The sequence below is a fragment of the Pseudomonas profundi genome (assembly GCF_008638305.1).
In the GTDB taxonomy this organism is placed as follows: Bacteria; Pseudomonadota; Gammaproteobacteria; order Pseudomonadales; family Pseudomonadaceae; genus Halopseudomonas; species Halopseudomonas profundi.
Genome location: NZ_VTPZ01000004.1, coordinates 34,639 through 47,382 on the forward strand (window position 1 = coordinate 34,639; position 12,744 = coordinate 47,382).

A 12,744-nucleotide genomic window follows, 5' to 3' on the forward strand; every position below is an offset into this window, starting at 1 on the left:
TGAATATCTCCTGCGCGGGTTTGTTCTGGATGGTGAAGTCGGTGTCATTCACGCCACCGGCGTTCGGGTCGGTGTACCAGGCCCAGATCGCCAGGCCATCCACCTTGCCNGAGCTGCTTGGCGATCATGCGCGCCGGCAGGATTTGTTGTAGCCGCGGAGCTGGCGTAGCGCAGGCGCACTACACCCCCAGAAGCTGGCTGGCAGAGCGGGGGCTTACTGGGGTTGGTGAACGCCTGCTCGCCGACAGGGTTGGTTTTCAAGCTGCCGAGCGATCATGCGCGCCGGCAGGATTTGTTGCACCTGCGGAGCTGGCGTAGCGCAGGCGCGCTACACCCCCCCCCAGGGGTGGCTCACATAATGGGGTTTTCCAAGGTTGGTGAGCGGCTCGGGCAACGCGCTACACCCGCCACCCTTAGCGCTTGAATATCTCCTGCGCGGGTTTGTTCTGGATGGTGAAGTCGGTGTCATTCACGCCACCGGCGTTCGGGTCGGTGTACCAGGCCCAGATCGCCAGGCCATCCACCTTGCCGGTTTCGTCGAGGGCGTCGCGCCAGCTGGTCAGCACTTCATTCTGCAGGCCGAGGTTGACGGGTAATTCGCGTTCCTCGGGGCTTTCCCAGGGTGCCGAGAGGCTGCCGGTGGCAGATCGCAGGCCCAGCTCTGCGACCCAGACCCGGCGCTGCGCACGCTGGCCCAACGTGTACAAGCGGTCAGCCATTTCGCGCATTTCGTCGCCGCGGGCTTCCTCGTCGGTCGGCAGCTCTGCGTAGAGGCTGGTGGCCACGACATCGAACAGCGTCCAGTAGCGGAACTGCTCGGCGCTTTCCAGACTGTGGGTCACGTAGACGATGGGGCCGGAGTAAACCTCGCGTACTGCTGTCACCACCGGTTGCCAGTAACCGGAGTTCTGCAGCTGGCGCAACTCGCTGCCGACCACCAGCGCTTCAGCTCCTTCATCCTCTGCGACCTTGGCCAGTTTCAGCAATCCATCCCGATAGGCATGGAACCAGGCCATGCGGTCGGTGGGGGCGGCTTCGCCGGCCCAGCTCTCGGGTATCCACAGGTGGACCTTGAGGATCGGATCCAGACCGGCGTCGCGCATCTGCCGCAGGCCCGCTGCAACCAGCTCGGGACTGCTGTCGCCGCCAATCACCGGATCATTGGAGTCGGGCTTGGCTTGCCACATGAAGGCGACCAGCAAGGCCTTTTCAGCTCCACTTGCGGCGAGCCGCTCAAGCGATTCCTGAGCCGCATCGCTGCCCCACTGTGCATCGCCGGATATCTTCACGTTGGCGCCCATCCACATTTCGGTCTCCTGTGCGAAACCCAATGCGGGGAGCAACATCAACGCAAGCGCGATAAGTTTTCTTTTTGCCATACCCGCCATGCCCCTCGTTCATACACTAGTTGATATCCCGGACGGCCATGCGCCCAAAGCCCGGGGAAATGTAGATTGCTTGCATCTTCCATCGCCTGCTGGCTGCCCGGTTCTGCCACGACGATTTGCGGAGGCATGCGACTGGGTGTCGCCATCGCCAGCTTGTATCGGTCACTGAAGGGCAGGATCAGGTTGCGGCCGTTGCCGCGGGCAGCGATGACCGCGTAACCGGTCTGATCATCAATAAGCGTTGGCAGGGACGAGTCCGCGAGCCATACGCCCACCAATGCCTCGTCGGTGATCGGAGCCGGTACGCGCTCGCGCAGTGCCTGGGTCCAGGGCTGCATATCCGTTGATGGCAACTGTTGCATGACCAGCCAGCCAAGGGGAATGCCCGCCAGCAGCAACGCGGTGACGACCGTTCGCTGGCGCTGCATTTCACGCAGCCCTAACGCCGCGGCGGCAAGCATCAGGGCGAGAAACTCAACAGGTTCTGATGTGTACCACACCAGGGTCGCCATGGCGCCGGCGCAGATTGTGACGCAGGCGATGATCACCGGGCCGACCCAGGCGCGAGGTCGCACGTTCCAGGGCGCCAGCAATAGCGAAGGGAATGCCAGCGCGCCTGCCGCCGTGAGCCAGATCAGCGGCACCCACCATTGCCCGCCAAACTCCAGTAGCCAGGGTAGATAAGGCGTTGATTCGAATCCGCCACGAAATGCCGAGCCCGTCTGCTTGAGGAAGATCAGTGCATCATTGAAAAACAGCCAGTTGAGATAGGCCCACCCCAATACCGCAAAAACAAAGGGCACATAGCAGACCAGATAAAACGCCAGCGGTGCGCGCCGTAGCAATGAAGGCGGCGCGATCAGCACCAGCCAGGGCGCCAGCGCCACTGCAATGAACATGGCCCGGGTATCGACGAAGAACAGCAGGCACAGCCAGCCGGCAAAGCGCAGATAGCTGAACACCTCCGGATCTTTGCGAAAGCGCCGCAGCGAACGGCTGAGCCCGTAGAAACACAGCAGCCCGAGCGCCAGATCCTGACCGGATAGTGCGGTCCAGAGAAAGAAGGGATGCGCCGCCAGCAACGTGGTCCAGAGCGTTGCCAACAGCAGGCCATGGGATTTGTTCAGGTCGCGCCAGACCAGCGTGACGAACAGCGAAGCCAGCACGATATCGAGCAAATAGGGCACCCGCAGCAGGCTGATACCCGGAATGCCGCTCAATAGCAGTGTCAGGTAGGGCGATACCTGCGGCGAGAGAAACCCCACATCCTCGATATAGAGCCGCGAGGCGTCACGCATGATCAGCACCCGGGCGTAGCGTGCCAGCGCGTCGCTACCCTGGAATCCGTTGTCCAGGAGGTGCGCGCAGAGTGCCGCCAGCGCCAGTAGCGCAAGCAAAAAGACCAGCAGGCCGCTCGGAAATCCGGCGTTACTCTTCCAGCGCGGCCTTACGCTCGTCAGCCATGTACTTGCTGATGCCATGGGTAGTCTTTTCCCAATAGAAGGGTTTGCGAATGAGCTGCCAGAGCCCCTTGTACGCCGCGATCGATTGCAGCATCCAGTAGACAGGAACGGTCAGTGCGTAGGGCGTGAGTCGGAAATAGTCATGCTTGAATCCAGCCACTAACGTCATGTAAATGAAGAATCCGTTGCCCAGTAGCAGGTTCAATACGCTCAGGTAGAGCAGCACGGGCGGAAAGGCCACATCAAACAGACGAATCCCGGCAAACAGCCAGACGAAGTAGATCGCCCATAACAAGGGCGCCGCCAGCGCGGTCAGAAAGTTGCCGCCGATAAAGAACTGGAAACCCCAGAAGCCGCGAAACCCGGTCGACTTGTAGAGATGCACCGGGTCGCGCATATGCACCAGCCAGGTCTGCATGTAGCCCTTGAACCAGCGCGAACGCTGGCGGATCCAATTGGGTACGCTGACATTGGCTTCTTCGTAGGTGGTCGAGTTGACCACACTGACGCGGTAGCCGCGTTGGGTCATGCGCACCCCGAGATCCGCATCCTCGGTCACGTTGTAGGGATCCCAGGCATTCACGCCGCGCAGTACTTCCAGGCGGAAATGGTTGGAGGTGCCGCCCAGCGGAATGGGGATGCGCAGGTGCTCCAGCGCAGGCAGATAGAAGTCGAACCAGAGGGTGTATTCCAGCGCGAACATGCGGCTCAGCCAGTTCTCGTGCGCGTTGTAGTAGTTCAGCCGCGCCTGGATACAGGCCACGTTCGGGTCTGCCTTGCGGAATGCCAGGACGGCGCGCTTGAGCTGATCGGGCTCGGGCTTGTCCTCGGCATCATAGATGGTGATCAGCTCGCCGCGGGCGAACTGCAGCGCGTAGTTGCACGCCTTGGGCTTGGTCTTGGGCTGCGAAGGCGGTACGCGGATGATCTCGAATATCGCCTCCAGCCCCAGTTCCTTGGCGGCCTCGATGGTATCGCTGTCGTCCTCTTCAAGCACCAGCTTGATATCGAGCTTGGAAGTCGGGTAGTCGAGGTTGCGCAGCGCGCTGGTGATGATCGGCAGTACCTCGGGTTCCTTGTACATCGGCACCAGCACCGTGTAGACCGGCAGATCATCCTCGGGAAGATCGGCCAGCTCCTCGTCGGTGATCTTGATATCGATACGCCGTTTGGCGCCAAACCATACCAGCGCGAAACGCAGACCAAAGGTGGCCAGGAAGGCCGCGGTGATCAATGCGTTGAGCGTAATAATGGTGCTCACCGGAAAGAACGCCAGGCCCAGCAAGGTCACGCTTGCCAGCAGATAGAGCACCAGCAGTTGCGGCTGGGTAATGACCTGGCGCGCGGAGTGTTCGGGCGTGCGCTCGGCCAACAGGTTCAGGGCATCACTGGTCAGTTGATGCTCAGCGCCCTGCTGCAGGCTCCAGAGAATGTCGAACTTGGAGGTGCCGACAAAGAGCACATCTTCGCCAAAGGTCTTGCGCGCCCACTCGAATACCTCGGGAGTGGGGTCGGCGACGGCTATTACCAGGTTGCCGTATTGGCGCCGCCACGGGATAGCCAGGCGCTGCGCGAACTCGGGGAACAGCGCGCGATCCACGCTCACTTCCACCGGTTTTTCCAGCAGATTCACGAAACTCAGACCAAACTGCGCGGACAGCAAACGATAGAACGAGAAGGCGCTGACCCAGCGGTGCGCGAGGACGATATCGCCCAGCCGGGAGCTCCAGCGTTTTTGCAGGCGCAGGGCGGTCTCCAGCTGCTCGGGTTGCAGCAGCCCCGCGTCCAGCATGCTTTGCCCGATCGGCGTATGCAGCGCGCCGGAATCCGGCATGCGTCCGACGGCAAAAGCGTTACTGCCAGCGACCATTTTTAGAATCTCCACCACGCGGCAACAAAGGGACCGCCTGCGGCGCCGGTGTTACGGCCATCAACCGGCTGCATATAGCCAGCCTGCAGTTGGAATCCGTCTGACAGCGAGTAGAGCCCAGATAGAGACAGCTTGGTCAGGTCGTAGTCGGTGCTGTTGATGTAGACCAGATCGGGATCGCGCGCTTCCTCAGGTTGGGTGTTACCGCTGTCATTGCCCAGGCCTTCAATATGGTTGAACTCGCCAATCAGCATCAGCTTCGGTGTCAGTGACAGGCCGACGGTTGCATCCGCGCGGACTTCATCCGCGGGGTTGCCGGTGCGCTTGCGCCCGGCGATGCCGGCGTCGATATAGCCTGAACGCTCGCCGAGCATGAAGCCCCGACCAATGCTGTAGCGCAGCTCGAAGTGATAGCCGCCTTCGCCCAGCGCCACATCAGCATCTTCGCTGTAGGTAGGCACGCTGACAATGGCTTGCAGGGACCCCACCCAGTCCTCACTGAAACCCGGATTCAGACGATAGCGCACGCCGAATTCCTGATCGCCGAAGCCACGGGTGGTGTCATCAAAGTCGTCGGCCAGGCTGTCGCTGCGGTAGCGTACTTCGTTGAAGTAAAAGTTGCCGACCAGCGTCAGATCAGGTGTTAAACCGTGCTCGATATACAGGTTGATTTGGTCCTGGCGGCTGCGGCCATTGTCATCGAAATGCGTGTGATCGCCGCTGCTGTCGAACACATCGGTGTCGTCGGTATGGCTGAGCTTCAGGATCGTCAGCGTCTTGCCTTCTTCCTGCACCCAGGCGTTCGCCAGCACCGGCGTGGCAGCCGGCAGTGTCAACAGTGAGATAGCAGCAAATCTGCACAGGGCAGGTCTGAGAAAGGGGAGGGTTTTCATGATTTTTTCCTTATTCTTCGGGAGACCACAATGGCCACCAGAGTCAATACCACCCAGCCAATGACGAACAACAAGCCGCGATAGCGCGCGAGACGTTCCCACCAGGTCGAGTAGTCCGGATATTCCACCTTCATCAGGGCATAGTCCCTGGTATCCAGCGATACCAGCACGCCCCGTTCATCACCAAACACCAGGTCGCCGGTACTTACTTCCAGACCCGGCGGTACCCTTGGCAACCCGTCGTCCAGCGCGCGCAACCAGATGCCCCTTTGGGAGCCGCTGCGCAGCAGACTGGCGAAGCTGGTCCCTGGCAACTCGCCGGAGTCCAGCAGGATTCTGCCTTCGTTGTCGCGTATTCGCACACGGCCCTGATCAACCGCTATGGAAGCGTCGAAGCCCTCGGGTGGCTGCGACCCCAGCCATATGAAGGGACGGCTGCCTCCGGGCGCCATCGAGGTGCTGACGAATTCCGCCATGCGCGGGTCGAGTGCCAGACTGCGGCCCAGGGACGCCAGCACACTGATCCACTCATGTGGTCGGCCCAGGGCATCAGGGGGCAAATGGACGAAATAACGGTCCGCCAGTTCATAACCGAAGGCTGCCACACTCTGTGACTGGCCTCCGGCGGGTCTGGTTTCCACGGCCGATGAAGTAAGCAGTTGCGCATAACCCGAGGGCGGTGCGGCGATACACTCAGCCCCCGGCCGGATCAGCAATACGCGGATCGGCTCGGAAGCGGTGGGGTTAACCTCATTCAGGCCGACGCGTACCGATTGCGGGCCGCCATCCGGTGAGAGCTGCTGAACGGCGCGCAACATATTGTCCTGCATAACGTACAGCGTCAGCGGTTGCTCAGCCGGGCTGGGCGGCACGACCAGGTTCAGATTTAGCGCGGTCGGCAGGCGGCCGGCGGGCAGGGCATTGGTATCTATGGCCCATTCAGCGCGGTCAGCGAAGGGCCGCGCATTGCCGTCTACGCCAAGTTGTATCAGCTGGACCGAATCCTTGGACGGAGTTGGCGCTGGGGAACTGATGCTTTCGGGATAGCCGGAACTGGTCAGCAGCGCGCCCCAGGGATCGGCGAGGGCATCGATGTAGAACGGCTCGGTCACCGCCAGTAACCGGGAAGTGGGCTGTTGCGGGTCAGGCGCTACCACGTCGATATTATGCCCGGCCGCCAGGCGCACCCCGGTCTGGACGAGCTCTCGGCGCGAGGCGATGACGATGTCTGCACCGTTCTCGAGGCCGGTGTGTTCCACGTCATGCCCGCGCTCTTGCAACTCATGTGTCAGCAGCCAGGCGGCACGCAGGGCTTCCGGGTCGGGTGCCGGCTGGGATATGGCGATACGCACGTCATGCGGCAGCGTACTGATATAACCGCGCACACTCGGCGCCGGGCCCTGGTCGAGCTGGTAAGCGATAGCGGTTTCCGGTTCGATGGTCAGATAGGTCTGTTGAGCGCGCGGCGATGTGCAACGATCCATCGGGACGTTGGACCTGGCGCGCACGCGGACCTGCAGGTAAGGCAGGCGCAGATCCTCTTGCTGCAACGGGACCGAGAGCATTCTGGTCTCGGCCATTGCGCCGTTTTCGGTGGACGGTGACGTGGCATCCTCGCTGATATCCGCCACGCCGATATTTTCCCGTGGCGTACCGTTGATCAGCACCTGCAAGGAGGCATCCGGGCCCAGCCAGGCGGCGGGAGAATAATGCAGTTCGAGCCGGGGTTCGCTGACCTGTGCATCCAGCGGCATGGGCATATTGAAGGCCACGCTGCCCTCGGCGGTGATCTGCTGCAGGCCTTGATAATGGCCCAGAGAGCCTAGCGTGCGGGTTATATATTGCGTTGCGGGTGCATCACCAGGAGGCGGATTATCAGGCTGTTCGTCAGTTTGTTGAGCATGGGTCGGTACCGACACAAGAATTACGCAACATAGTAGCCAATTCGGCATCCAGCCGAGTGTCGGTCTCATTGTTAGCTTGCCCTCGCAGGAAGCCCGTCCAATGGGCAGACATTCAGAAATTCAGCGGCATGTACGCCGGCTACACATAGGAAAATAGTCGGATTTTGGCGACCTGTACAACGATTGCCAGCAATCTGATGGCGTAGCGCTCACTTGGTTCCGCCCGGCTGTCAATTATCTGGATGAGGGCTGCGTCACAGGTTGAAGCATCATTTTTTCGAGCTGTTGACGTAATGCTGCGGGGATGGGCACCGGGCGATTTGAGCCGGTATCGATCACGACCATGACGCTGTTGGCGGTTGCCTGCATACCCTGTGAATTGGCGGCATAGCCGGTGAACACGAATGAACTGTTGCCGATGCGATTGATCGTTGCAGCGAGGTTCATGATGTCGAAGCCGGGACGGTAGTGTTCGAAGGTGATATCCACGGACGCCACCAGCACACCCAGGCCGCCGAAATCCAGCTGTCTGACGGCATTGTACCGAGCCTGCTCCATGTACTGGGCGAGTGCTGCCTCGCTGCGCTGGGCATCAACATCCAGATCACCGTAACGGGGCGTCAGCTGGCAGGTCACGGGAAATTCTGCAGCGCGCTGCAGCACGTCGCGGTTCTTCGGGTCTGGCAGCGGCTCAGGCTCGCCCTCGATCATGCCGGCTAGCGCATCGCGCACCTCTGCTGGCAAGGCAACCCGCTCATGCTTGTTGAAAGCCCCCATCAGACAATCCTGGCTGCCGACATGATTGCCATTCTGAAACAGGTCACTACGCACCCGATAGCAGTCGTCCTCGCACGCCAGCACCCGCACCTGTGCCTGCACATCACTGCCATACCAGGTTACCAGCCGATAATCGGTAGTGCTGCGCAGCGGACGCAGACGCACGTCATCGGAGAACCAGGCATCCGCGCCGAACCGCTCAAGGTGAGCGCGCATGCGGGCCTCCTGATGTAGTTGGTAAATGCGGGAATTGTTAACGTGCCGCCAGGTATCCAGATCGGTGAAGCGGGGCGAAAGTGAACATTCGAAGAGAGTAGCTGAGGTCATGGCCAGGTGATTCCTTGAGTGCAGCGCAAAAGCATGAAGTCATCACCCATTGGAGGCAAGCAGAACGCCCCGCTATAGATGGTTCGTATATCCGGTTATGAACGTGAGCGCCAGGCGAGGCTCCAATGAACGATTGCCGTTTGGTTTGTCGGTATTGCCAGCCCGCATCGGGTACGCCGGGCGGCGGTTGTCCATCTGCGAAAAGTCGGCGGGAGCTTATGTATAAAGCGGTCGTTCACGGAATGTGCATGTTGATGCTGGCGCTCGTCCCGGTTGCTGGTTGGGCCGCGCCTGCTGGTGACGGAGAGATAACTGCGCCGCAAGCGCGTCGCGCACTGCAGACCCTGCAGGACGAAGCGCAGCGTGAGGAGGTGGTACGTACGCTGGAAACCATCGCCGCTGGCGCGGACGCCGACAGCAATGAAGAAACCGATGGCGAGCCGGCTGACGAAGAAAACGGGCAGGCCGCTGCGGCAGAAGAATCCTCGATTGCCAACATAGTACCGCTGGAAGAGGGTGGCCTGATTGCCCGAACGCTCGAGCAGGTGGGGCAATGGGCGGACAGTTTGGCCGAGCTACTGGCACGCCTCGGCAATGCACTCACGGAACTGCCGGCCTGGTTTGAAGCCACTTTTGTCAGTGAGGTGGGGCGTGCGCTGCTGTTGCAGGTACTGACTGATCTGGCCATCGTCTTCGGTATTGGTCTGGGGCTTGAATGGCTGCTGCGCAGAGTATTGCGCAAGGGCGCGCAGACCCTGATCGACACCGCCGACGAAGCGGATCAACGGCCGCCTGCTCCGCGCAGGCCCGTAGAGCCAATCGCCAGTTCGAGTCTGGCCGAACAGGCGGTAGCCGGATTGCGGCCGATCCAGGATGGCACCGCTCTGGTGCATGTTCAGCGCGACGGCGTCGAACAGGTCGAGTCTGTTGCGGTCGGCGTGGTCAATTCGGGCGCCGACCCAGCGACAGCGCCTGAACCCGCCCAGCAGATCGGCACGGGACACCCCCCAGCCAGGACCAACAAAGCCGAGCCGGAGCTCACTGCGCTGCGTCACCTGCCGTTCGCTTTTGCCAGCTTTGTGCTGGACCTGTTGCCGTTGGGGCTGTTCTTCGGCATCGCTGCGTTGACCCTGCATTTCCTGCCGGGGCTCGATTCGCGCACGCACGAGGTAACCAGTGAGTTCGTCATGGCCTACGTCATTACCCGGATAACCATGGCCGTGGTGCGTTTGCTGGCCTCGCCAACCCGCTACAGTCTGCGCATCGCCCGCATCAGCGATGGCGCGTCACAGTTGCTGCACCGGTGGGCAAGGGGGCTGGTAGTGCTGGCCACGTTTGGCGTAGCCCTTGCCAACGCCGTGGAGATTCTCGGTACCGGGCCGTCAGCGCGTTTGTTGATCATCAAGAGCGTTTCCCTGCTGGCGCACATTGCGGTGGTGGTTCTGGTGTTCCGGATTCGCCATCGGGTAGGCGCGCTGATTGCCGGTCCCCAGGATCGCTCGGGCACCTGGGCCGTCCTGCGTCGGTGGCTGGCGCGAATCTGGCCTTACCTGGCGAGTGTGCTGGTCATGGGCTCCTGGCTGATCCGGACCATGCATATCGAGGACGGCTTTCCCAGATTGATCGAGTTTGTCGGGATATCCGGCGCGATTATTGTGCTTGGGCGTCTGGTTGCGGTCCTGGCTCTGGGTGCGCTCGGCCGGCTGGTGGATGAAGACGAGGAGGCGGAGCAGGCCCAGGGCTTGCGCCATCGACTGGCCGAGGATTATTACCCGCTGCTGCGCGCGCTGGTGATATTCATCATCGCGGCCGGCACCTTGCTGGCGTTGCTCCAGGCCTGGGGGCTGAATGCGCTCGCCTGGTTCGCGCCAGGCACGATTGGCGGTAGCCTTGCCTCTGCGGCGCTGACCATTCTGGTGGCGGTGATCCTCGCTATCATCGTCTGGCAGACGACCAATGCAGCCATCGACAGGCGCATCAACCTGTGGCGACAGCAGGGCGATACGGTGCGCGCAGCACGGCTGCGCACCCTGTTACCCATGCTGCGCTCGGGGCTGATGGTCGTCATCGTGCTGGTGGTCGGTTTCACTGCGCTCAGCCAGATAGGAATCAATACGACGCCGCTGCTGGCGGGCGCAAGCATCATCGGCGTGGCCGTTGGTTTTGGTTCGCAAAAACTGGTGCAGGACTTTATCACCGGGATTTTCCTGCTCATGGAAAACGCCATGCAGGTCGGCGATTGGGTGACCGTAGCGGGCGTATCAGGCACGGTGGAAAACCTCTCCATCCGTACGGTCCGCCTGCGCGCCGGCGACGGATCACTGCACATTGTGCCCTTCAGTTCGGTGTCGACGGTCAACAATACTACCCGTGGCCTGGGCAATGCGGCGGTGCGCATCAGCGTTCGTTATGACACAGACATCAATCAGGCGATTGCCGAGCTCAAGGCCATTGGCGCCGGGCTACGTTCCGATCCGGCGTTCGAGAAGCTGATTATTGCTGATCTGGAAGTCTGGGGCGTGGACGCGGTGGACGGCTCGCTGTTTACCCTGGCCGGCCAGATGCGCTGCGTGGACAAAGGCCGTTGGGGCGTGCAGCGTGAGATGAACCGGCGCATTCTGGAGCGCTTCCGCGAGCTGGGCATTCATGTGGCTGATCCGAGGGAGCGGTTGGTAGGGTCTATCAAGACGCGGTAGGGGGAGGCATCAGCGCGGTGACTTGCCACGGCTACGGCTACGGCTGGTGCTGGTTGCAGTGGCTGGCCTGGCGGCCAGCGTCGTGCCGAGGTCGACACTCCTACGGGTCTGTGCAAGCTGATGCTGGCGGGCACGGATCAACTCAACACCATCGGCGGACACTGGTTTGAAGGAGCGGCGCCTCGGGGCGCCGAACCGCCGCCGCGACGGCGTCCGCAGGGCACCCTTGGGTTGCTGCAAGCTACATCGACTGGCCTGGAGACCAGCATCGCTCCGACGGTTCGGCGATCCGATCGGGCCTCCCACCCTTGACCGCGTCGGTGTGAATAGAGAGCGCATTCCAGATAGACACCATGTGCTCGGAATAAAACACGGTTTGTGGACAGTCGAGTTCCATCTCGACCAGCGGCATAGCCGGCGAGCACTATGGCCGGGATGGAACCCCCCCTCCATTGAGCGCGCACTCATGGAAGCGTCGGGTCTCGCCGCAGGCGGCAATGTGTCACCGCTGCGCCAGGAAATCCATCAGACACTCCATGAACGCCGCAGGCCGGTGGTGGTGCACGTTATGCCCGGCGCCCTCGACGCTGATGATTCTGGCGTTGGGGAAGTGTCTGGAGCGGCCATCCTTTTCGGGGTTCGAGGCCCAGCTTTCCTCACCGTAGATCAGCAGTACGGGGCATTCGATTGTCTGCCATAGATCGCTGGCTTCCGGCGAGGCAACCTCCGCGGCGCCCCCGCCGCGTATCTTGGCGTCGTACTTCCAGCGCAGCTGACCATCCTCGGCTGCTGTAAGCCCATGGCTGCAAATGTGCAGCGCGGTGGCGCGGTCGACGAGAGGATCATGGCTCATTAGGCGGTCGACTGCCGCCTCGATATTGGCGTAGCGACTGGTCTGTTGCTTATCTATCTTCCCGACCTTCTCCACCCAGGCGCGCAGTTGGCCGTGCCGGGGCGTTAGATCCCGCTCGGCGCGTACCTTCGGAGACGATCCCAATCCTTCGATCACGCAGAGCCGCTCGACCTGCTCAGGAAAGGCCGCGGTGTAATGGATGGCGATATTACCGCCCAGCGAATGCGCGACCAGCGTGGCCGGCGGGTTGCCGAGATCCTCCATCAGCGCGGCGATATCCGGCACGTAATCGGGAATGGAGTAGGCGCAACCGGTGCTCCAGTCGCTGTCACCATGACCGCGTAGATCCGGCACTACAACATGCCACTGCTCACGCAGCTGCAGTGCCACCTGATCCCAGACACGGGCGTGTTCCAATCCGCCATGCAAAAGAACCAGCAAGGGAGCGTCGGGGTTGCCCCAGTCGAGATAATGCAGACGCAAGCTGCGCGAAGAATAAAAACGGCTTACGGGTAAATCGGAGCTGTTCGGGTCGGGCATGTCGAAGGGGTCCAGTTTGGGGCGCCGGTGCGG

8 protein-coding genes are annotated in these 12,744 nt (G+C 61.5%); 1 reads left to right on the plus strand and 7 read right to left on the minus strand.

Annotated features, from left to right (window positions below; all coding sequences use genetic code 11):
• Positions 1 to 413 precede the first annotated feature (413 nt).
• The 6 genes from FZE95_RS06885 to FZE95_RS06910 form a co-directional block, all read right to left on the minus strand.
• Entirely contained in the window at positions 414 to 1,379 is a 966-nt protein-coding gene (locus FZE95_RS06885) for a glycoside hydrolase family 113 (RefSeq protein WP_150300121.1), read from the minus strand.
• Positions 1,346 to 2,869: a hypothetical protein gene (locus tag FZE95_RS06890; protein ID WP_150300122.1), complete on the minus strand. Its 1,524-nt coding sequence runs from the start codon at positions 2,867 to 2,869 to the stop codon at positions 1,346 to 1,348. Before FZE95_RS06890 ends, FZE95_RS06885 begins: the two co-directional genes overlap by 34 nt.
• A complete protein-coding gene (locus FZE95_RS06895) occupies positions 2,817 to 4,721 on the minus strand; it encodes a glycosyltransferase family 2 protein (RefSeq protein WP_150300123.1) in 1,905 nt (634 codons plus the stop codon). Before FZE95_RS06895 ends, FZE95_RS06890 begins: the two co-directional genes overlap by 53 nt.
• Before the next feature lie 2 nt (positions 4,722 to 4,723).
• Complete coding sequence (locus FZE95_RS06900) at positions 4,724 to 5,614, minus strand: hypothetical protein (RefSeq protein WP_223824992.1); 891 nt, start codon at positions 5,612 to 5,614, stop codon at positions 4,724 to 4,726.
• Positions 5,611 to 7,587, minus strand: coding sequence for a cellulose biosynthesis cyclic di-GMP-binding regulatory protein BcsB (locus FZE95_RS06905; protein ID WP_150300124.1), 1,977 nt, complete (start codon positions 7,585 to 7,587; stop codon positions 5,611 to 5,613). Before FZE95_RS06905 ends, FZE95_RS06900 begins: the two co-directional genes overlap by 4 nt.
• Positions 7,588 to 7,752: 165 nt before the next feature.
• Complete coding sequence (locus FZE95_RS06910) at positions 7,753 to 8,622, minus strand: acyl-CoA thioesterase (RefSeq protein ID WP_150300125.1); 870 nt, start codon at positions 8,620 to 8,622, stop codon at positions 7,753 to 7,755.
• A 248-nt stretch (positions 8,623 to 8,870) separates the two neighbouring features.
• Between FZE95_RS06910 and FZE95_RS06915 the strand changes: the two genes are divergently transcribed.
• Positions 8,871 to 11,318, plus strand: coding sequence for a mechanosensitive ion channel family protein (locus FZE95_RS06915; protein ID WP_223824993.1), 2,448 nt, complete (start codon positions 8,871 to 8,873; stop codon positions 11,316 to 11,318).
• Between the two features lie 502 nt (positions 11,319 to 11,820).
• Here FZE95_RS06915 and FZE95_RS06920 read toward each other — a convergent pair.
• Positions 11,821 to 12,711, minus strand: coding sequence for an alpha/beta fold hydrolase (locus FZE95_RS06920; protein ID WP_150300126.1), 891 nt, complete (start codon positions 12,709 to 12,711; stop codon positions 11,821 to 11,823).
• Between the last annotated feature and the right edge of the window lie 33 nt (positions 12,712 to 12,744).